The organism is Amycolatopsis sp. NPDC051373 (assembly GCF_040689465.1).
GTDB lineage: Bacteria > Actinomycetota > Actinomycetes > Mycobacteriales > Pseudonocardiaceae > Amycolatopsis.
Genome location: NZ_JBFBAE010000011.1, coordinates 83,673 through 103,677, shown reverse-complemented (window position 1 = coordinate 103,677; position 20,005 = coordinate 83,673). Strand labels below are relative to the sequence as shown.

Below are 20,005 nucleotides of genomic sequence, written 5' to 3'. Positions count from 1 at the left end.
CTCCGTCGCGTGGTCACGCACGGGTGGCCTCCAGTTTTCCTCGGATGTCGGCGAGCGCGCGCTTGACCAGCACGCCGGTGAGCCGGCTGCGGTACTCGGCGCTCGCGTGGATGTCGCCGGTCGGCTCGACCTGCGCGCGGGCGGCGGCTTCGGCCTCGGGCAACAGGTCGTCGCCGAGCGACGCGCCGGTGACCAGCGCCTCGACGTCGGTGAGCCGGTGCGGGGTGGGCGCGACGCCCGCCGCGGCGATGCGGCACGTGGTGACCACGCCTGCGGCGTCGACCTCGCACACCGCGGCCACGCCGGCGAGCGCGAAGTCCCCGCGTCGCGTCGCGAACTCGCTGAACGCCGAGAACTGGTTCGCCGGCGGACGCGGCACGCTGACCTGCAGCAGCAGCTCATCGGGTTCGAGCGAGGTGGTGAGGTGGAAGAGGAAGAACTCCTCCGCCGGCACTTCGCGCACCCCGCGCGACGAAGCGATCGTGAACGTCGCGTCGAGCACCGAAAGCACGCTCGGCAGCTCGGCCGCCGGGTCGGCGTGGGCCAGGCTGCCGCAGATCGTGCCGCGGTTGCGGATCTGCGGGTGTGCCACCTGCTGCAACGCCTCGGTGAGCACCGGCAGCACGGCGGCGGCCTCGGCGGAGCGTTCGACGCGGCGCTGCCGCACGAGCAGCGGGATCGTGATGCGCGTGTCGCCGAACGTCGGCTCGGCGTACTCGGCGCCGACGCGGTTCACGTCGACCAGGTGCTCGAAGCGCGCCAGGCGGAAGTTGAGCATGGGCATCAGGCTCTGGCCGCCGGCCAGGACCTTGGCGTCGTCGCCGTAGACCTGCAGCGTCGCGAGCGCCTCGTCGAGGCTGCGCGGCGAGTGGTAGGTGAACCTGCCGGGTTTCATGCGGTCTCCGTGCCGGTCGTGCCGGTCTTGAGGTGCGCCCGCACGCGCTCGGCGAGTGCGGGCCGTTCGATCAGGGACATGTGCCGCAGGCCGGTCTGGATCTCGAGTTCGGCGCCGGGGATGCCCTCGGCCAGCGCGGCCGCCATCTCCGGCGGCGTCGCGTAGTCGTGCTCCCCGACGAGCACGAGCGTGCTCGCGGTGACCGACGGAAGCAGCGAGCGGGAGTCCATCTCGCCCATCGCGATCGACGCCGCGGCGTGCGCCTCGCTGTTGGTGCGCAGGAAGATCTTCACGATCCGGTCGGCCTCGTTCGGGTTCGCCTCGCGGAACTCCGGGGAGAACCAGCGGTCCAGCTGGAACGCGACCTGCTTCGAGCGCGGCACGGACACGGCCTTCTCCGCGCGCTCGGCCCAGACCTGCGGCGCGCCGTCGCCGTAGTACGCCGTGGTGTCGGCGAGCACGAGCGAACGCACGCGGCCCGGGAAGCGGCCGGCGAAGTTCACGCCGACGCTGCCGCCCATCGACAGGCCCAGCAGCGACACGCTCTCGAGCCCGAGCGAGTCGAACGCGGTGCCGAGGTCGTCGGCCAGGTCGGCGATCGAGAACGGCTTGCCGTCCCAGGACGACTCGCCGTGGCCGCGCAGGTCGAACGCGAACACCTGGAACTCGTCGGCCAGCGCTTCGGCCAGCGGCGTCCACAGCTCGCCGGAGGTGGCGAGCGGGTGGAGCAGCACCACGGGCTCGCCCGCGCCCCAGCGGCGGACCGCCAGCGGGCCCGCGGTCGAGGTGGACGGGATCATGCGGGCCTCCGGAAGATGTTCTCGGCGTTGGTGCGCAGGATCGCCTCGGTGTCGCTTTCGGACAGTCCGGCGTCCAGCACGGTGTGCACGGGGCGCGGGTCGCCCAGCGCGAACGGGTAGTCGCTGCCCAGTACCACGTGGTCGGAGCCGACGAGTCCGGTGAGGAAGCGGATGGCGGGCGCGGACAGCGCGACGGTGTCGTAGACGAAGTCGCGCAGGTAGTCCGACGGCTTCTCCCGCTCCAGCTCCCCCGCGAACGCCTCCTTGGTGCGGTAGCCGCCGTCGAGCCGGCTCGCCTGGTACGGCAGGAACCCGCCGCCGTGCACGAGGATCACCTTGAGGCCGGGGTGGCGGTCGAGCAGGCCGTGGAGGATCAGCTCGGTCACAGCGACGGTGTTGTCGATCAGCCGGCCGTGGACGTTGCCCATGGTGCCGAGCGTGGCGAGCTCACCCGAGGGCCCGTACGTGGGCGGGTGCAGCACCACCGGGATCTCCTCGCGCGCGGCGACCGTCCACAGTGGTTCGAAGTTCTCCTCGTGCGGCGCCGAACCGGTGAGCGGGTCGGTGCTCAGCATGACGCCGGTGAACTCCGGGCGCTTCCACGCCTCCAGCAGGTCGGCGGCGGCCTGCTCGCCGTCGTCGGTGGCCACGGACGCCAGCGCGGTCGTGCCGCCGCCGAGCTCGGCCACGGACTCCGCCATCGCGTCGTTGACCGTGCGGGCCCAGTCGCGCGCGGCGGGCGGTTCCAGGAACGCCGACTGGATGTCCATCCACGGCGAGATGACCTGGGTCGCCACGCCCGTCTGCGCACGCCAGCCCGCCCGCGGGCCGGTCTCGTTCATCCGCGCGCCGATCGGGCGGGTCTCGCCCATGCCGGGCACGTCGACGACCCAGCCCTTCTCCGTGCGCCGGGCGCTGAAGCCGCACGCGGGCGCCTTCTCGAGCGCCGCGAGCAGCGACGGCGGGACGATGTGCGCGTGCGTGTCGAGAACCGGGTAGGGGACGATCTCGTCGCTGTCCGTCCGACTCACCTCTCAGTGCCGAAGACCACGTGTGGGAAAACTCGCTGGTCCTCGACGCTAGGTGGCCAGGACAGGGGCAACCAGCGCGCTTTGCTGTCGGCCCCGGTAAGCAGTTCTTACAGCGGCCCCCTCGCGCGAGCGGGGCCCGGCGTGATGCGATGACCCGAACCCGGCACCACAACCGGGTGACAGTGAAAGGCAGGTGCCCGTTGACGGGGACAGGACTTCCGCGGCGCAACGTAGTCGTGGCCATCACCGGGGCGAGCGGTGCGTGTTACGGCGTGCGCATTCTGCAACTGCTCCGCGAGCGTCTGGACTTCTCGACGCACCTCATCCTGTCGAAGGCCGGGATCGTGACGCTGCGCCACGAGTGCGGCTTGTCCGCCGAGGACGTGCGCGAGCTGGCCGACGTCACCCACCGGCCCGGCGAGATCGGCGCGACCATCGCTTCGGGCTCGTTCCCCGTGGAGGCCATGGTGGTGGCCCCGTGCTCGATCAAGACGCTCTCGGCCATCGCCACCGGTTACACCGACGACCTCGTCGCCCGCGCCGCCGACGTGTGTCTCAAGGAGGGCCGGCCGCTGCTGCTCATGGTGCGCGAGACGCCGCTGCACCTCGGGCACCTCAAGTCGATGACCGCCGCGGCCGAAGCGGGCGCCATCATCGCGCCCCCGGTTCCGGCCTTCTATTCTCGACCCGAGACGATCGACGAACTGGTGGATTTCACCGCCCGCCGCGCGCTCTCCCGGGTGGGCCTGTGGGAGCTCGCTCCCCCGGCGTGGGACGGTGACGTGACCAGACGCAAAGACGCTCTCACCCACGGTGGCTGACGGCGGGACCGCGCGAGCGGTCGGGAAAGGAGTCGGGTGCTCGAAGCTCGGCGACTGCAGATCTTCTCGGCGGTGGCCGAACGCGGCTCGTTCACCGCGGCGGCCGAAGCCCTGTTCATGACCCATTCCGCCGTGTCGCAGCAGATGGCGCTGCTGGAGCGGCAGCTGGGCGTGCCGCTCATGATCCGCGGCCCCCGCGGCATCGAGCTCACCGACTCCGGGCGCATCCTCGCCGAGCGCAGCACAGGCCTGCTCGGCACGATCGCGAACATCGAGCAGGAGATGGCCGACCTCAAGGCACAGCAGTCGTACGTGCGCCTCGGCGCGTTCCCCACCGCCGGCGCGGACCTCATCCCGCGCGTGGTGCGGACGTACCAGGAGCGCTACCCCGACACGAAGATCGTGCTGCGCTCGGCCCACGCCTTCGACATGCCCGCGAACCTGCGCGACGGCTCGATCCACCTGGGCCTGGCCTGGGACTACGACTTCGACCCGCGCTCGGTGCCCGCCGACATCGAGTGGATCCATCTGGCCGACGACCCGCTGTGCGTGCTCGTGCCGGTCGACCACCCCGTGGCCGGTGAGTCCGAAGTGGAGCTGCGTGAGCTCGCGGGCGAGAGCTGGGTGGTGCGCAGCCACCGCCCGCCGTACGACGAGGCGTTCACGACGCTGTGCCGACTCGCCGGGTTCGAACCGGACATCGGCTTCGCCACGGAGGACTACCTGTCGGCGCAGGGCCTGGTGGCGGCGGGCGTCGGCATCAGCGCGGCGCCGCGGCTCGCGCTGGTGGCGCTGCGGCCCGACGTCGTCGCCGTGGACATCGCCGGTCCCGCGCCGCGCCGGCGCATCGCGGCCGTCCGGCTGCTCAACGCGAGCCACCCCCCGGCCGCCCAGCAGATGCTCGACGTCCTGCGCGCGGCCACGACCCCCGAGGAGAACCCGTGACCGTGCCGGACGAAACCGGCGAACGGCCCGGCACCGACGTCCTGCGCCGCATCCTGCGCGACGGGCGCACCGAGATCTCGCTCGTGGACCGCATCGTCGAGGACCTCGCGGTGCAGATCATCGACGGCCGCCTGCCGCCGGGTGCCGACGTGAACTCCGTCGAGCTCGCCCGCCGCTACACCAGCAGCCGCACGCCCGTGCGCGAAGCGCTGCTGACGCTGCAGCGCGAAGGACTCGTGGACATCCCGGCCCGCCGGCGCCCGCGGGTGGCCCCGGTGACGCTGAGCCAGGCGCGCGAGATGTACGAGATCCGCGCGAGCCTGCACGGCCTGGTCAGCGAGCTGATCGTGCGCAACGCGCCCGACAGCGCGCTCGACGTGCTGGACAAGTGGCAGGCCCACCTGCGCGCGGACGCCGAACGCGGCGACGTGGACTCCTACTTCTGGCACAACGTCACCTTCCGCCAGGCCGAGGCGGAGGTCGCGGGCAACCACCAGCTCACCCGCCTGCTCGGCTCGCTGGGCCTGCGCACGCTCCAGCTGCGCCACGTGAGCCTGTCGCTGCCCGGCCGCCTCACGCGCTCCGTGGACGACCACGAGCGGCTCCTGGAGGCCTACCGCGACCGCGACGCCCCGCTCGCCGTGGCGCTGACGAAGTCCATCATCTCGGCCGGGCTGCAGGCGATAGAGGAGTCCGGCTGGTCGGGCCTGTCGGTCGAAAGCTCCCCCGGTCCGACCGACGCCTGACGTCCCGGCCGGACGCGGGTGACCGGCGCCTGTGCGCGGGTCGGGGCCTCGCGCGCACAGACGGCGGTTACGCGCGCCCGGCCGGGAAGCCGGGCACTACGACTGCCTCATACCTGACCGGACCGCTCGATCGCCCGGTAACCCCGCAGCACCAGCGACCGGCTCACCGCCGCGGCGAGCGGCGCGTCGCGGTCGGCGTAGGCGTTGACGAGGCGCTCGTGGTCGGCGACCGAGTGCAGCAGCCGGCCCGGCAGCGACAGGCTCAGGTGCCGGAAGCGGTGCATCTGCAGGCCCAGCGAGGACAGTCGCCGCTGCAGCTCGCCGTTCTGCGAGAGGCTCGCCTCGGCGTTGCGGAACCCGACGTTGTGCCAGAAGTACCCGTGGACGTCGCCGCGTTCGGCGTCGTCGGCCAGCACCTTCTGCCAGGCGCGCAGGCCGTCGATCTCCTCGTCCGTGGCGCGGGCGACCACCAGCTCGCTGACCAGCCCGTAGAGGCTGCCCCGGATCTCGTAGATCTCCCGCACCTGCCGCATGTCCACCGGCGAGACGTACGGCCGCCGCCGCGGCGGCACGATCACCAGCGACTCCCGTTCCAGCAGGAGCAGCGCCTCCCGCACCGGGGTGCGGGAGGTGCTGAACCGCCGGGCCAGCTCGGCCGAGTTGACCTCGTGGCCGGGCCGGAGCCTGCCCTCCACGATGCTCGTGGCGAGCTCGCGGAAGATCGTGAACGCGAGCGACGAGTCGCCGTCGGACCCGCGCAACGCGCTGAACAACAGCTCCTTCCGCAGGTCTTCGACGCCCGCGTCGGTCACTAGCCGAGCACCTCGGGCCAGCGCCTGGTCACCGAAGCCACCAGGTCGTCGGTCGACTCGGCCACCGCCGGGAAGTCCGCGAGCCGCGCGAACGGCCGGCACGCGTCGATCACCGCGCGGCTGTTGAACGGGATCTCGCCCGGCAGGGTGAGCGGGTCGACGCGGCTGCCCCACGTCCGCTTCATGACCTCGATGTCGAGCTCGGGGTTGGTGCGCCCGCACATCGCCCACACGACCTCGCCGAGGTCACGCGGGTTCACATCGTGGTCCACCACCACCGTGAAGCGGTTCATGTACGCGGCGTTCGGCAGCTGCGCAGTGAGGTACGCGGCCTGGCGCGCGTGCCCCGGGTACTTCTGCTCGATCGCCACGATCAGCAGCGACCGGCCACCGCCGGCCTCGTGCGCCCACACCGTGCGCACGCCGGGCAGCCCGGTCTTGCGCAGCGAGTCGGTGATGATCGCGGACTTCATCACCGTGCGCATGTACGAGTAGTCGTGCGGCGGCTTGCCGGGAGGCGCCCCGAGCAGGATCGGGTCGTCGCGGTAGTAGACCTTCTCGATGTCGATCGCGAGGATCGGGTCCTGCGAACCGGAGTAGTACCCGGTCCACTCGCCGAACGGGCCCTCCGGCCGCGTGTCGGCCGGGCGCACCCAGCCCTCGATCGCGATCTCCGCGTCGTGCGGCAGCGGCAGGCCCGTGGCCAGGCCCGCGATCGTGCGCACCGGCGAGCCGGTCATCGCGCCGACATAGTCGTACTCCGACACGTCGCCGGGCACCTCGACGCCGGCCGCCACCAGGTACGCCGGGTGGTGGCCGAGCGAGGCGGCGATGGGCGCGCGGCCCTCGGCCTCGAACCAGCGACGCAGGTGCTGCGCGCCGTGCTTGCCCGCCTCGATGTTCACGGTCGCCGAGCGACCCTCGTCCTGCACCTGCATGCGGTAGGCGCCGAGGTTGATCCGGCCGGTGTCGTAGTCGCGCGTGACCACGGCGCAGCCCGTGCCGATGTAGCGCCCGCCGTCGCCCTCGTGCCAGCGCGGCACGGGGAACTTCAGCAGGTCGACCTCGTCGTCCACATGGGACAGCAGCGGGCCGTCGGTCACCGTGACGGCGCGGAACTCGGCCGCGTTGGCCGCCCACTCGCCCGGCTTCACCGCGAGGGTCTCCATGAGATCCTCGTCGGTGTTTTCCCACCCGAGGCCCAGCACGGAGCCGAGCAGCCGCGGGTTGCTGACCGAACCGGACAGCACCCGCGAGCCCGCGGAGTAGTCCTTGATGGAGTCGAACAGCATCGCCTTCGGCGAGCTGCGCCGGTAGTTGACCTGCGAGAGCGCGCCGATCTCCAGCTCCCAGTGGGCGCCTTCGATCGGCTGGACCTCGCCTTCGCGCTCGGCTTCGGCGAGCCAGCGCCGCAGGTCGGGACCGGTGTCGTTCATGCTGCTCCTCGTCGCGTGTCGGCCTGGAAGTACTCGGTGGCCGCGTCGGCGGTGATCACGTCGGCGTACTTCTGGTTGAGATCGAACAGGCTCAGCCAGTGCGACGACTCGAACCGGTCGAAGCACAGGTCGCCGACCACGCCCACGCGGTAGCCGCGGCTGCACGCGTCGACCACGGTCGAGCGCACACAGCCACTGGTGGCCTCGCCGACCACGAGCAGCGTGTCGTAGCCCCCCGCCCGGAGGATGGTGTCGAGCGGGGTCTCGAAGAAGCAGCTCGGGCCGATCTTCCGAAGCACGATGTCACCCTCGGCCGGGGCCACCTCCGCGACGATGGCGTTGCCGTCCACCGCGCGCGGCTTCGGCGCGAGCGCCGGAGCCGGTTTGCGGTTCCAGCGCCCGTATTCCGGTGGCGTGGCGTGGAAGTACGCCACGCGCACGCCGGCGTCACGCGCTGCCTGCAGGAACGGCGCGGTGCGGTCGACGACCTCCCAGCCGGCGTCCCCGCACGAGCTGGGCCAGTCGGCGACCGACTCCACGATGCCGGCCCGCGGCAGGCCGAGCGCGGCGTAGTACAGGTCGACGGCCACCACGAGCGGGCGCGAGCCCAGGCCGAACGGCGCCTGCTTGGCCCACGACGTGGCCGCGAGCACGGCCCGGTCGCGATCCGTCAGGTAGGGCGCCCAGCCGTCCTCGAACACGGCGGCGGCCGTCTTCGGCACGGTCATGCCGCCGCCAGCGTGCTGTCGATGTACTTCGTGACGTCCGCGGGCGGGGTCGACTTCGCGTTGTGCGCCGCTTCGTCGAACGCCTGCTTGATCACCTTGGGGTCGACCTCGGGGGTCTGCGACCACACGGTGAGGAAGAAGTCGTACGCGTAGTTGGCCAGGTCGTCGCTCTGCACGCCGCTGTACTTCTTGATTGCCTTCACGGTCTCGGCCTTGTGCGAGCGCAGGTACTGCAGGGACTCGGCTTCCGCGGCGTAGAACCGCTTCACCGCTTCACGGTTGTTCTGCAGGAACTTGTTCTGCACGGTGTAGGCGCCGAGCGGGAACTGCAGATCGGCCAGCGAAGCCAGGCGGTGCGCGCCTTTCTCCCGGCTCTGCGTGCCGTTCGGCGGTTGGGTCAGCAGCGCGGACACGGCACCGCTGCCGAGCGCCGCGACCTCGGCGGGCACGCTCTTCACGAACACCGCCTGCACGTCTTCGCGCTTCATGCCGTTGGCCTCGAGCAGGTCGGTCAGCCCGAAGTCGCTCTGCGAACCGGGCGAGGAGATCGCGACCTTCTTGCCCTTGAGGTCCTTGATCGTCTTGATGTCGGGACTGGCCCACATCTCGAGGTTGTAGTGCGGTTCCGACATCGCGACGTACTTGAGGTCGGAGCCCTTCATGATCGCGGCGGCGGAGTCCGCTGCCACGCCGACCCCGATGTTCACGCTGTTGCTCGAAAGCGCGGCGACGAGCTGCGAGCTGTCGTTGAGCCGGTTGAGCGTGACCTTCAGGCCGTGCTTGGCGAAGATGCCTTCGTCCTGGGCCACGTACAGGTCGGAGTAGCCCGCGCCGAGCGCGGTGTAACCGATGGTGATCGGCAGGGCGCCGTTGGCATCGGCCTTGACGGGGGCTGTGCCGCCACCCTTGCCGGCACAGCCGGAGAGGACGAGCGCCAGCGCCGCGGCGGCCGCGACCGCCGAGAGGATTTTCTTGTTCACTGCGAACCTGCCCAGTGGGTGAAGCGGCGTTCGATCATCCGCACGGCGCCGTTGAGCAGCAGCGCGACGACGGCGAGGATGATGATGCCGGCCATGGCGTTGTCCATGTTGAAGTTCGAGGTCTGGGTCTGGACGAAGTACCCGAGGCCCTGGCTCGCGAGGAACAGCTCCGCGACGATCGCACCGACCAACGCGCGGCCGACGGCGAGGCGCACACCCGCGAGGATGTACGGCAGCGTCGCGGGCAGCGCGATGGCGTAGAAGAACCGCAGCCGCGGCGTGCAGAACACCGTGGCCACGCGGGTGTAGTCGCTGTCGAGGTTCCGCACGCCGGCGGTGATGTTGATGATGAGCGGCAGGATCGCGGCCCAGATGATCACGAGGATGCGCGAGACGTCGCCGATGCCGAACCAGAAGATGATGATCGGCAGGAACATCACGTACGGCACGGAGTAGAGGATGTTGACCATCGGCTCGGTCATGTCGTGCAGGATCTTGCTGCGGCCCAGCACGAGCCCGACCGGGATGCCGACGACGAACGTGATCAGCAGGCCCCACAACAGCTCGAGACCGGTCGCGCCGAGCGCGGGCCAGATGTCGCCCGAGCCGAACAGGTCGATCTCGGAGGAGACGATGCGCGTCGGGCTGCTGCTGAAGGAGACGTCGACGACGCCGGTGGCGCTGCAGACCTGCCACAGCACCAGGACGATGAGAAGCCCGGCCGCGCCGAGCAGTCCGCTACGCCTGCGCTGAACCCAGGCGGACAGACCCCTGGACTCCACTGCCGCGGGTTGCCCGGGCGGGCTCGGCGGCCTGGTCAGTGTTGACGCCGTTGTCATGGTTCCTCGCTGAGTCTTCCGCAGCCGCGGATTCCTGGGTGGGGGTGGGGTTCACGCTCTCGTCGGCCGGCTTGTGGTGCAGCGCCTCGAGAATCCGGTCGCCGTAGGCGAGGAACTCGGAGCTGCGCCGCCAGGCCGCGTCGCGGGGGCGGGGCGCGTCGATCTTGACCTCGAGGGCGACCCGGGCCGGGGATGGGGAGAACACGAGCACGCGGTCGGCCAGCAGCACCGCCTCGTTCACGTCGTGGGTCACGAACATCGCGGTCTTCTTGGCGCTGACGGTGTCCGCCTGCCAGATCCGCAGGAGCTCGTCCTGCAGGTTCTCGCGCGTCTGCGCGTCGAGCGCACCGAAGGGCTCGTCGAGCAACAGCAGGGTGGGGTCGGTGGCCAGGGCCCGTGCGAGGTTCACGCGCTGCTTCATGCCACCCGAAAGCTCGTGCGGGTACTTGCGGGCGACGTGCGAGAGGCCCACGATCTCCAGCAGTTCCTCGGCCCGGGCACGCACCTGCTGCGTGAGCCGGCCTTGCACCTGCGGTCCGAAGAGGACGTTGTCCAGCACCGTGCGCCACGGGTAGAGCGACGCGTGCTGGAACACCAGCGATCGTTCGGGGCCCGGTCCCTTGACGGCCTTGCCGCCCACCTCGAGCGCACCGCCGGCGACCGGGACCAGCCCGGCGACGGCTTCGAGGAACGTGGTCTTGCCGCACCCGCTGGGTCCGACGATGACCACGAACTCCTCGTCCATGATCTGGAGGTTGAGGTCGAGGACCGCCGTGGAGAACGCGTTGCCGCGCCGGGCCTTGTGGCCCAGCAGCAGATCACGCGCGTCCAGACATACATTCGACGACGTCATCGGCCGACCGCCACCCCAACCGGTCGGACTTCTGGGTTGCTCACTACTGCTCCTCCTTGCTGATGGCTGCACTGCTATTCGCAAGGTGTCGACACTTCGGGAGAGTCTCTGCCCCAGCCCAGGCTGTGTCAAGGGTCGCAGTGAGACGATTGCCATGATCGACCGCGAAAAAGATCTTCCACGACAGGGAAAATTCCAGGTCACGCAAGCGAAGCGACGCGTCGATTCCTCTCGGTACGGATCGTCCCGTTATCGAGGTGTCATCGCGCGGGAGTCCTCAACTGTCGACACTAGCCACTTCGTTCGACCGTCAGCGGGCCGCCCGCAGCAGCGCGGTGGCCGTGGCGAAGGCGCCTTCAAGGTCGTGGGCGAGGCCGCTGAGCACGTCATCGAGCCCGCGCAGCCCGGCGCGCTCGATGAGGGTCTTCTCGTTCGTGACCCACTCGCCCCGGCCGGCGAGCACGGCGTGCGCGGCCTGCAGCGCCGCGACGCCCACCGACGCCGCCGTCTCCGTGGCGTGCCCGCGTTCGACGTGCGCGCTCTTCGCGTTGCCGAGCGTCTGCTCCGCCGAGGCGCGCCAGAACTTCGGCGCGGTCTCCCGCAGCGCCGGCGGGTACTCCGGACGCGGCAGGCTCCCCCGCAGCACCTCGTTGATGGCCAGTTCGGCCACCACGAGGTAGCTCCGGATGCCGGCGAGGTGGAACGCGAGCGGCTCCCAGTGGAACCGCCCGGCGCGCGCTTCGGCCAGCTCGTGTTCGACGGAGTCGAGGTCGCGGTAGTGGACGTCGACGCGCCGGCCGTCGATCGTGAGCCACGCGCCGCCGATGAACACGCCGCCGCCCCACTCGCCGAGCCCGGACACCTCGCCGGGGTAGCCGAGCGCGCGCAGGTCGCCGGGGTCGAACGCGCCGCGGTAGTAGACCGCCACGTCCCAGTCGCTGTCCGGGCCGGCGCTGCCCTGGGCGCGCGACCCGCCCAGCGCGACCGCCTCGACCCCGGGCAGCGCGCCCAGCACGTCGGCCACCTGGTCGGCAAAGATTTTCCCGTTGTTGTCCGGCATCGTCCGAACATGCCATGAACCCGGCGAATGATCGCTACGATTTCGCCACTTTCCGCACTCGACCTGGGGGTCCCCACACATGCACCGCTTCCGCGCGCCCGTCGCGCTCGCCGCGGCTGCCACCGCGTTCGCGCTGGTCACGGCACCCGCCACCGCGGCGGGCACACCGTTCACCTCGACGATCTTCAAGGCCACCCACAACAGCTACTCCGGCGACGTGGACGGCGCGAAGGGCTCGATCACCTACCAGCTCGACCACGGTGTCCGCTTCGTCGAGTTCGACATCCACGACAACGGCTACGCCACCACCCACGACTACGGCATCGGGCACGGCAGCCCGGGCGACCTGGTCGACCACGCCGGCAACCCCTCGTCGAACAACCTGCGCGACTGGCTCGCCGTGGTGAACACCTGGTCGGCCGCCCACTCCACGGCCGCGCCGATCGTGGTGATGCTCGACCTCAAGGACGACCTCACCGACAACACGTCCTTCGCCGCCGGCAACCTGGCCGCGGTGAACCAGAAGCTGCAGACCGCCTTCGGCCCGCGGCTGCTGCTCGCCAAGGACTACCCGGCCGGCGCGACCACGGACTCGTTGCGCGGCAAGGTGCTCACGCTGCTCTCCGGCGACAGCGGCACGCGCGCCGAGTACCGCCGCGACGTCGGCTACAACCCGGCGGTGGCGATCAACGGCCGCGGCCAAGTCGTGGAGGTGCACGACTCCGGCGCGGGCGCCCTGTGGTACTGGACCGGGACGTACGGCGCCGACGGCCGCGTGACCTGGAACCGCCACGGCCACTACGACAGCGGCCAGACCCCGGCGATCGCGCTCGACGACTCGGGCCGGCTCGTGGAGGTCCACCAGTCGCAGACCGCGACCACGCTCTGGTCCCACACGGCGAAGCTCGGCGCCGACGGCGAGCTGACCTGGTCGGCGAGCCAGAAGTACGACAACGGCGTGTCCCCCACCGTCGCCTTCACCGGCACCGGCGTGCGCGAGATCCACCGCAGCCAGTCGTCCGGCCAGAACTGGCAGTGGCAGGGCGCGCTCGACGCGTCTGGCGCCGTGACCTGGAGCGGCAACGCGATGACCTCGGACGCGCTGTTCCCGAAGGCCACCGGCACGTCCGGCATCCGCCGCGTGACCGTGTCGACCGGCGCCGACGGCCCGACTCCCGCCCAGACCCTGCGCTACGCCACCGACAGCGTCTCCGGTGAGCGCGTGCGCTACTCGCAGGTCGCGTTCGACGAGTACCAGCAGGGCGACCCGGCGCAGCTGCAGCAGGACGCGCTGTTCTACGGCGGCCCCGCCACGGAGTCGGCGTTCATCACCTCGGCCCGGCAGAGCGGGCACCTGGTCCGCGGCTGGGACTTCGACTCGGCCGGCCTGGCCACGAACCCGCCCGCGAACTTCGCGGCGACCAACCATCCGTGGGACGCGTGGTACCAAACCCTCACCTCGGGCGCGGCCCAGTAGTCACCCCGCGCGCGAGACGAGCCGGGCTCCCGCACCCCGACGGTGGGAGCCCGGCCCTTTCCCCGAAGGTGCCCACGCCGGTCACCGTCCTTGGCCGCCGCCCGCGGCCATGACCGGCGCCGCACCACGTTCCCGGTTTCACCCGGTGGTCCGCACCAGGCGGAAGTCAGTGCGGTAGCGCTACCACCGGACGCGCACCTTCGCGGTCCGCAGTCCGGCGAAGCGTTGTCCGTTCAGGCGCAAGCCCTTCCGGCGCGCCTACGCCCGCAGCGGGTCTCGGCGGGACCCGGGCGCAGTGCTGCTCGAACCGCTCCATCAACACAGCGGCGACCATCAGGACCACGGGTGTACCCAACGCGAACCACATGCCTTTTGAGGTACCCAGCCGCACCCCCGTCGAACCCGCTTCTGCTCCGTCCGGGGGATTTGTCTTGCCCTGCCGGGAGAAATCGCTTTCACGCTGCCGCTCGTCGCCGCGGGTCATGATCGAAAGGTGGGCGCGGCGGGCAGCGAACTTCGGCATCTGGTTCTTCGGCGCACTGGGCGGGATCCTGTGGGGCTACGACACCGGGGTCATCTCCGGCGGGTTGCTCTACATCGGCCGCGACATCTCGTTGAGCCCCATCGTGCAGGGCATGGTCGTCTCCGGGCTGCTGGCCGGGTCGATGGCGGGCGCCGGGCTCGCGGGGCGCCTGGCCGACTCGCTGGGCCGGCGCCGGATGATCCTCGGCTCCGGGGTCGTGTTCATCGTCGGCACGGTCGGCGCCGCCTTGGCGGGCGCGGCGCCGATGCTCGTGGCCTTCCGGTTCGTGATGGGCATCGGCGTGGGCATCGCTTCGGTCGTGGTGCCGATGTACCTGTCGGAGCTGGCGCCGAAAGAGGTCCGCGGCAAGCTCACCTCGCTGATGCAACTGCTGGTCACCGTCGGGATCCTGGTCGCCTACATCGCCGACTACGCGCTGTCGGGCTGGGGCGCGTGGCGGTGGATGATCGGGCTCGCGTGGTGCCTGCCGTGCTGCTCGTCGCCGGGATCTACACGCAGCCCGAGAGCCCGCGCTGGCTCGCGGCCAACAAGCACGACGAACGCACGGCCCGCACCGTCCTGACCCGGCTGCGCGGCAGCGAGGACGCGGCCGACGCCGAACTGGCCGACATCCGCGCCGGCGCCCGCGACGAGGCCGAACGCGCGGAGCCGTTGCGGCTGCGGATGCTCACGGGCGGCCGGCTGCGGAAAGTGTTCACGGTCGGGATGCTGCTCGTGTTCTTCCAGAACTTCGTGGGCATCAACACGATCATCTACTACGCGCCCACGCTGCTGACCGACGTCGGGTTCGGCTCGTCCGGCGCGATCCTGGCCAACGTGGGTGTCGGCGCCGTGAACATGCTCATGACGCTGCCCGCGATGCGGCTGATCGACCGCGCGGGCCGGCGGCCGCTGCTGCTCGTAGGCGCGCTCGGCATGTGCGCGGCGATGGTGCTGCTGGCCGTGGTCAACCTCGGCGGGATGGCCAAGGGGCCGCTGCTGCTCGGCCTGACGCTGGCCGGGATCGCCGTGTACGTCGCGTCGTTCTCGGTGTCGTGGGGCCCGGTGCAGTGGGTCGCGCTGCCGGAGCTGTTCCCGCTGCGGATCCGCGCGGCGGCCGTGAGCGTGTGCGTGGTCTTCAACTGGCTGTTCAACCTTGCGGTGGCGCTCGTGTTCCCGCCGCTGCTGGACGCCTTCGGGGCCGGGCTCAACTTCGGGTTCTTCGCCGTGATGACAGCGCTCGCGTTCGCCTTCGTGTGGCGGCTGATGCCGGAGACCGAGGGGCGCAGTCTCGAGGACCTCGAACGCGAGCTCGTGGGTGCGTAAGCTGATCGGGTGCGGACACGACCGACCCTGACCTGGACCGGCACGGGTGAAGCGCTCCCGCGCACCGGTAGCGTCGCCGAGGTGGCCGAGGTCGTCTCCCACGGCCGCGTGGTGGTGCTGAGCGGGGCGGGGATCTCCACCGAGTCCGGTATTCCCGACTACCGCGGCGAGTCCGGCAGCCTGCGCCGGCACACCCCGATGACCTACGACGAGTTCGCGAGCAGCGCCGAGGGCCGCCGCCGCTACTGGGCGCGCAGCCACCTGGGCTGGCGCACCATCGCGCGCGCCGAGCCCAACTCCGGGCACCACGCCGTCGCGACCTTGCGCGAAGCCGGCCTGTTGTCCGGCGTGATCACGCAGAACGTCGACGGCCTGCACCGCGCGGCGGGCACGCGCGGCGTGGTGGAGCTGCACGGCAACCTCGACCGCGTGATCTGCCTCGGCTGCCGCCGCACCACGCCGCGCGAAGAGCTGGACGACCGCCTGCGCGCGGCCAACCCGGACTTCGGCGGCACCGCCACGCGGATCAACCCCGACGGCGACGTCGAGCTCGCCGAGGAAGCCGTGCGCACGTTCACGCTCGTCGACTGCACCACGTGCGCGGGCGTGCTGAAGCCCGACGTGGTGTTCTTCGGCGAGAACGTGCCGCGCCCACGCGTCGAACGCTGTTACCGCCTGGTCGACGAATCCTCGGCGGTGCTCGTCCTCGGCTCGTCGCTCACGGTCATGTCCGGTCTGCGCTTTGTCCGCCTCGCCGCGAAAACCGGCAAACCCGTCCTCATCGTCAACCGGGGCCAGACCCGCGGCGACGCCTACGCGCGGGTCCGCGTCGACCTGCCGCTGGGCGAGGCGCTGGCCGACCTGGTCGACCTCGTCGGCGGGCCCGCGCGCCTCGCCTGACGCGGGCCCGCCGCAGCCCGTGCGCGCCGGCCCACGCGGACATCGACGCGGCCGGCGCGGCGGGCTGGTGCACCTTCGCCGGTCTCTCAGCGGAACGCGGCGACAGAGTCCGCCACCCACTCGGCGAACGCACGGGCCGGGCGGCCCAGCACCCGCGGCACGTCGGGGCTCACCCGGCGTTCGGCGGGCAGCGGGGAACCCAGCACGCCCAGCGTCGCCTCGACGATCGGCGGCGGCATGAACGCCAGCATCCGCGCGCGAGCCTCGTCCGGCGTCTGCTCGGCGAACCGGACGGGCTCGCCGAGCGCGGTGCCGATCACCGCCGCCCGCTCACGCGGGGTCAGCGCCTCCGGACCGGTCACCTCGTACTCGGCGCCGTCGTGCGAGTCGTCCAGCAGCGCCGCGGCGGCGACCGCCGCGATGTCCGCCGGGTCGACGAACGGGAGCGCCACGTCGCCGAAGGGAGCCTCGAAAAGGCGCGAAGCACGCACCGAAGGAGCCCACCCCAGCGTGTTCGTGGTGCACCCGCTCGGCCGCAGGATCGTCGCCGCCGGCACCGACGAGCGCACAGCCCGTTCGTACGCCGTGAAAAACGCGTAAGCCTGCGGCCGCGTGGCCGCGCCCTGCGAGGACAGCAGCACGAGCCGCCGCACTCCCCCGGCCTTCGCGACGTCGGCCAGCTCCGCCGGAGCCGGGCCGCCCGGGAACAGGAACAGCGCGTCCGCCCCGGCCACCACGTCGCGCAGCGATTCCGGCGCGGCCAGGTCGGCAACCTGGTGCACGACTCCCTCGGGCAGCCCGGCCGGCGCCGTCCGCGACACCGCCGTCACCGGCGCACCCGCCGCCGCCAGCGCCGCCACCAGCGGCCGGCCGATGTTCCCCGTCGCTCCTGTCACCACGATCATCTTCGAACCCCAATCCCTACGATCCACAGTGGTCACGAAGGTGCCCTGCGCGTCCCCCGGCCGGAAGGACGCACCTTTAAGTAAGCTCACGACATGGAGGAATGGACGCAGTTCGCGGGCCGGTCGGCCCGTGACGGGTATGAGGTGTTTCACACCGACTGCCCCGCGCGGACGGTGCTCGACCACGTCACCAGCCGTTGGGGCGTGTGGGTGCTGATCGCCTTGCGCGAACGGGAACTGCGGTTCTTCGAGCTCCGCCGCAGCATCGAAGGCGTCAGCGAGAAGATGCTCGCTCAGACGCTGCGCACCCTCGTGCGCGACGGCCTCGTGTGGCGCCGGGTCGAGCCCACCACGCCGCCGCAGGTCACCTACGGCCTCACGCCGCTCGGCCGCGGCACCGGCGACCAGCTCTCGACGCTGTTCTCCTGGCTGCGCGACCACGCCGTCGACATCCTCGCCACGCAGTCCGGGTACGACGAGTCCGGCGGCCGGCAGAGCGCGTAGGCATGACGGAGGAAGAACCAGGGGGCACGGCTGTCCCGAGGACCGGTCACGCCCGGCGCACGTTCCTGTTCGGCGCCGGCGCGGCCATCGCGGCTTCCGGCGCGCTCTCGGCCGCGCTGCACCAGCCGACGCCGGTCGAGGCGACGAGCGGGTTCGGCGCCGACTGGCTGTTCGGCCCGTTCGTGCCGGGCTGTACCGAAGTCGACTTCGACGACCGGTCCATGACGCTCGTTTCGGTGCCCCACTGCGTCACACCGTTGTCGTGGGAGGGCTGGCACCCGAACGACTGGCAGCACCTGTGGGTGTACCGCCAGCACTTCTTCGTACCGCCGCAGCTGCGCAAGAACCGCGCGTTCCTGCGGTTCGACGGGGTCCTCAGCGCCACCACCGTGTTCCTCAACGGCCGCCGCGTCGCCTCGCAGAGCGGCGGCTACCTGCCGCTCACGTGCGAGATCACCGGGCTGCTCACCGGCTCCGACAACGTGCTGGCCGTGGCCGTCGACGGCCGCTGGCAGCAGGACACTCCCCCGGACCTGCCCGAGTACCCGAACCCGACGGCCATCGACTTCTACCAGCCGGCGGGGATCTACCGCACTGTCAACCTGTACGGCACCCCGCAGGCCTACCTGTCCGATGTGTACGCCCAGCAGATCGCCGTGCTCACGCCCAACCGCGCGGTGGTGGTGCACTGCACGGTCGACGCGGCAAAGGCGGTGAAGGGTCCCGTGCGGCTCACGGCGACGCTGAGCCAGGCCGGCACGGAGATCGCCACCGCGGTCACCGACATCACGGGGCTGCGCAAGGGCGAGACGAACACGGCCGTCACACTCGAAGGCCTCGACGCGGTGAAGCTGTGGGACGTCGACGAGCCGGCGATGTGCGACGTCCTGGTCACCCTCTCGGTGGCCGGGCGCAAGGTCCACACCTACCCCGTGCGCACCGGGCTGCGCGACGCCCAGTTCACTGTGGACGGTTTCCGCCTCAACGGCCGCCCGCTCAAGCTCTTCGGGCTCAACCGCCACCAGTGGTACCCGTTCGTCGGCGGCGCGATGCCCGAGCGCGTGCAGCGGCGCGACGCCGAGATCCTCAAGAACGAGCTCAACGTCAACATGGTCCGCTGCTCGCACTACCCGCAGTCGCCCGCGTTCCTCGACGCCTGTGACGAGCTCGGCATCCTCGTGTGGGAGGAGCTGCCGGGCTGGGACCACGTCGGCGATACCGCGTGGCAGGAGCTCGCGGTGCGCGATGTGCACGACATGATCGTGCGCGACCGCAACCACCCGTCGATCATCGTGTGGGGCACGCGCGTGAACGAGACGCTCGGCCAGTACACGCTCTACGGCAAGACCGACCAGCTCGCCGCCGAGCTCGATCCGATGCGGCCGTGCACCGGCGCGGTTGCCGGGCAGAGGGGCTACGTCTCGCCGCTGTACCCGGTGAAGGAGAACGGCGGGGTGTTCTCGTTCAACGACTACAGCCGCCCGCCCTCGCGCAACGCGCCACCGCCGTTGCGCCCGCCGCGCCGGGGCGTGCCGTACCTGGTGAGCGAAGCCGTGGGCACGCTCGTGGGCGCGCCGTATTTCCGCCGCACCGACGCCGCCGACGTGCAGCGGGAGCAGAGCATGCTGCACGCGTGGGTGCACGAACACGCCGCGGCCGACCCACGCTACTGCGGGCTGATCGCGTGGTGCGGCTTCGACTACCCGTCCGGCTGGTACCACTCGCTGCGCGGGGTGAAGTACCCCGGCGTGGTCGACTTCTTCCGGATTCCCAAGCTGGGCGCGGGTTTCTACCGCGCGCAACGGGCCCCGTCACGCGGCGCCGTGATCGAGCCCGCGTTCTACTGGGACTTCGGGCCCGGCTCGCCGCGGGGCGGACCCGGCCGCAACGCGCTGATCTGGTCGAACTGCGACCAGCTCGTGGTCACGGTCGCGGGCCGGCGGCCGGTCACCGTGCACCCCGACCGGGCGCGGTTCGGTCACCTGGAGCACCCGCCGTTCCTGGTGAACCTCACCGTGACCGGGAAAGGTCACCCGGACCTGACGATCGAGGGCCGGGTGAAGGGGCAGACGGTGCTGCGCCGCAGGTTCAGTGCCGACCCGGCGTTCGACACGCTGGCCGTGGCCGCGGACGACGGCGCCATCACCGCCGACGGCCAGGACACCACGCGCGTCACCCTTCGGTCGGTGGACCGCTACGGTGCACCGCGCCCGCACGCCCGAGGGGTGCTCAGCGTCTCGGTCGACGGGCCGGGAGTCCTGATCGGCGACCCGTTCCTGGACTTCGGCGCCCTCGGCGGCGCAGCGGCGGTGTGGATCCGCTCGATGCGCAACACGCCCGGGACGATCACCGTGACCGCGTCGCATCCGTTTCTGGACACGGGATCGGCCACGATCTCCGCGGTCTGAGCCACTCGCCGGACAC

18 protein-coding genes and 1 pseudogene are annotated in these 20,005 nt (G+C 71.3%); 8 read left to right on the top strand and 11 right to left on the bottom strand.

Translation table 11 applies throughout. The annotated features are described in order from the left end of the window. Positions 1-13: 13 nt before the first annotated feature. The 3 genes from AB0383_RS21805 to AB0383_RS21795 are packed head-to-tail and all read right to left on the bottom strand — an operon-like array spanning position 14 to position 2,726. Complete coding sequence (locus AB0383_RS21805; protein WP_366188377.1) at positions 14-895, bottom strand: xanthine dehydrogenase family protein subunit M; 882 nt, start codon at positions 893-895, stop codon at positions 14-16. After that, positions 892-1,695 carry an alpha/beta fold hydrolase gene (locus tag AB0383_RS21800; protein WP_364171073.1) on the bottom strand — a complete coding sequence of 268 codons (804 nt, stop codon included), beginning with the start codon at positions 1,693-1,695 and terminating at the stop codon, positions 892-894. Before AB0383_RS21800 ends, AB0383_RS21805 begins: the two co-directional genes overlap by 4 nt. Continuing rightward, positions 1,692-2,726, bottom strand: a complete 1,035-nt coding sequence (locus AB0383_RS21795) for an amidohydrolase family protein (RefSeq protein WP_364171075.1) — start codon at positions 2,724-2,726, stop codon at positions 1,692-1,694. Before AB0383_RS21795 ends, AB0383_RS21800 begins: the two co-directional genes overlap by 4 nt. A gap of 236 nt (positions 2,727-2,962) precedes the next feature. Here AB0383_RS21795 and AB0383_RS21790 point away from each other — a divergent pair, with 236 nt between their 5' ends. Genes AB0383_RS21790 through AB0383_RS21780 form a run of 3 tightly spaced genes read left to right on the top strand, consistent with a single transcriptional unit; the run spans position 2,963 to position 5,238 of the window. After that, complete coding sequence (locus AB0383_RS21790) at positions 2,963-3,547, top strand: UbiX family flavin prenyltransferase (protein ID WP_364171077.1); 585 nt, start codon at positions 2,963-2,965, stop codon at positions 3,545-3,547. Between the two features lie 36 nt (positions 3,548-3,583). Then, entirely contained in the window at positions 3,584-4,492 is a 909-nt protein-coding gene (locus AB0383_RS21785; protein ID WP_364171079.1) for a LysR family transcriptional regulator, read from the top strand. After that, the gene (locus tag AB0383_RS21780; protein ID WP_364171081.1) at positions 4,489-5,238 is read left to right on the top strand and encodes a GntR family transcriptional regulator; all 750 of its coding nucleotides are present in this window, start codon (positions 4,489-4,491) and stop codon (positions 5,236-5,238) included. The genes AB0383_RS21785 and AB0383_RS21780 overlap by 4 nt, the downstream gene beginning before the upstream one ends. A 107-nt stretch (positions 5,239-5,345) precedes the next feature. Here AB0383_RS21780 and AB0383_RS21775 read toward each other — a convergent pair whose 3' ends face one another. The 7 genes from AB0383_RS21775 to AB0383_RS21745 all read right to left on the bottom strand — a co-directional run bounded on the left by AB0383_RS21775 (position 5,346) and on the right by AB0383_RS21745 (position 11,946). Continuing rightward, a complete protein-coding gene (locus AB0383_RS21775; RefSeq protein WP_220241180.1) occupies positions 5,346-6,050 on the bottom strand; it encodes a GntR family transcriptional regulator in 705 nt (234 codons plus the stop codon). After that, on the bottom strand, positions 6,050-7,486 hold the full coding sequence (locus tag AB0383_RS21770; protein WP_366188376.1) for a UbiD family decarboxylase: 1,437 nt from the start codon (positions 7,484-7,486) through the stop codon (positions 6,050-6,052). Before AB0383_RS21770 ends, AB0383_RS21775 begins: the two co-directional genes overlap by 1 nt. Further along, on the bottom strand, positions 7,483-8,214 hold the full coding sequence (locus AB0383_RS21765; protein ID WP_220241183.1) for an isochorismatase family protein: 732 nt from the start codon (positions 8,212-8,214) through the stop codon (positions 7,483-7,485). Before AB0383_RS21765 ends, AB0383_RS21770 begins: the two co-directional genes overlap by 4 nt. Then, positions 8,211-9,194 carry an ABC transporter substrate-binding protein gene (locus AB0383_RS21760; protein WP_364171085.1) on the bottom strand — a complete coding sequence of 328 codons (984 nt, stop codon included), beginning with the start codon at positions 9,192-9,194 and terminating at the stop codon, positions 8,211-8,213. The genes AB0383_RS21765 and AB0383_RS21760 overlap by 4 nt, the downstream gene beginning before the upstream one ends. Further along, a complete protein-coding gene (locus AB0383_RS21755) occupies positions 9,191-9,895 on the bottom strand; it encodes an ABC transporter permease (protein ID WP_366188375.1) in 705 nt (234 codons plus the stop codon). Before AB0383_RS21755 ends, AB0383_RS21760 begins: the two co-directional genes overlap by 4 nt. 37 nt (positions 9,896-9,932) lie before the next feature. Further along, positions 9,933-10,886: an ABC transporter ATP-binding protein gene (locus AB0383_RS21750; RefSeq protein WP_364171089.1), complete on the bottom strand. Its 954-nt coding sequence runs from the start codon at positions 10,884-10,886 to the stop codon at positions 9,933-9,935. A gap of 310 nt (positions 10,887-11,196) precedes the next feature. After that, complete coding sequence (locus AB0383_RS21745) at positions 11,197-11,946, bottom strand: nucleotidyltransferase domain-containing protein (RefSeq protein ID WP_364171091.1); 750 nt, start codon at positions 11,944-11,946, stop codon at positions 11,197-11,199. Between the two features lie 79 nt (positions 11,947-12,025). On the opposite strand from AB0383_RS21745, the gene AB0383_RS21740 reads away from it, so the two are divergent. The 3 genes and pseudogenes from AB0383_RS21740 (at position 12,026) to AB0383_RS21730 (ending at position 16,172) form a co-directional block, all read left to right on the top strand. Further along, positions 12,026-13,423: a hypothetical protein gene (locus AB0383_RS21740; RefSeq protein WP_364171093.1), complete on the top strand. Its 1,398-nt coding sequence runs from the start codon at positions 12,026-12,028 to the stop codon at positions 13,421-13,423. A gap of 365 nt (positions 13,424-13,788) precedes the next feature. Further along, positions 13,789-15,272 (top strand): annotated as a pseudogene (locus tag AB0383_RS21735) (sugar porter family MFS transporter). A gap of 9 nt (positions 15,273-15,281) precedes the next feature. Further along, positions 15,282-16,172: an NAD-dependent protein deacetylase gene (locus AB0383_RS21730; protein ID WP_364171095.1), complete on the top strand. Its 891-nt coding sequence runs from the start codon at positions 15,282-15,284 to the stop codon at positions 16,170-16,172. Between the two features lie 86 nt (positions 16,173-16,258). Here the strand turns inward: AB0383_RS21730 and AB0383_RS21725 are convergent, their stop codons facing one another. Beyond that, positions 16,259-17,077, bottom strand: a complete 819-nt coding sequence (locus AB0383_RS21725) for an NAD(P)H-binding protein (protein ID WP_366188374.1) — start codon at positions 17,075-17,077, stop codon at positions 16,259-16,261. Between the two features lie 93 nt (positions 17,078-17,170). On the opposite strand from AB0383_RS21725, the gene AB0383_RS21720 reads away from it, so the two are divergent. Beyond that, a complete protein-coding gene (locus AB0383_RS21720; RefSeq protein WP_364171098.1) occupies positions 17,171-17,581 on the top strand; it encodes a helix-turn-helix domain-containing protein in 411 nt (136 codons plus the stop codon). A gap of 2 nt (positions 17,582-17,583) precedes the next feature. After that, positions 17,584-19,989, top strand: a complete 2,406-nt coding sequence (locus AB0383_RS21715; RefSeq protein ID WP_364171100.1) for a glycoside hydrolase family 2 TIM barrel-domain containing protein — start codon at positions 17,584-17,586, stop codon at positions 19,987-19,989. Positions 19,990-20,005 lie beyond the last annotated feature (16 nt).

Excerpts from the sequence above, each read along its gene's own strand:
- AB0383_RS21805 (WP_366188377.1), bottom strand. The coding sequence starts at position 895 with ATGAAACCCGGCAGGTTCACCTACCACTCGCCGCGCAGCCTCGACGAG.
- AB0383_RS21800 (WP_364171073.1), bottom strand. The coding sequence starts at position 1,695 with ATGATCCCGTCCACCTCGACCGCGGGCCCGCTGGCGGTCCGCCGCTGG.
- AB0383_RS21770 (WP_366188376.1), bottom strand. The coding sequence starts at position 7,486 with ATGAACGACACCGGTCCCGACCTGCGGCGCTGGCTCGCCGAAGCCGAG.
- AB0383_RS21765 (WP_220241183.1), bottom strand. The coding sequence starts at position 8,214 with ATGACCGTGCCGAAGACGGCCGCCGCCGTGTTCGAGGACGGCTGGGCG.
- AB0383_RS21750 (WP_364171089.1), bottom strand. The coding sequence starts at position 10,886 with ATGACGTCGTCGAATGTATGTCTGGACGCGCGTGATCTGCTGCTGGGC.
- AB0383_RS21745 (WP_364171091.1), bottom strand. The coding sequence starts at position 11,946 with ATGCCGGACAACAACGGGAAAATCTTTGCCGACCAGGTGGCCGACGTG.
- AB0383_RS21740 (WP_364171093.1), top strand. The coding sequence starts at position 12,026 with ATGCACCGCTTCCGCGCGCCCGTCGCGCTCGCCGCGGCTGCCACCGCG.
- AB0383_RS21725 (WP_366188374.1), bottom strand. The coding sequence starts at position 17,077 with ATGATCGTGGTGACAGGAGCGACGGGGAACATCGGCCGGCCGCTGGTG.
- AB0383_RS21720 (WP_364171098.1), top strand. The coding sequence starts at position 17,171 with ATGGAGGAATGGACGCAGTTCGCGGGCCGGTCGGCCCGTGACGGGTAT.
- AB0383_RS21715 (WP_364171100.1), top strand. The coding sequence starts at position 17,584 with ATGACGGAGGAAGAACCAGGGGGCACGGCTGTCCCGAGGACCGGTCAC.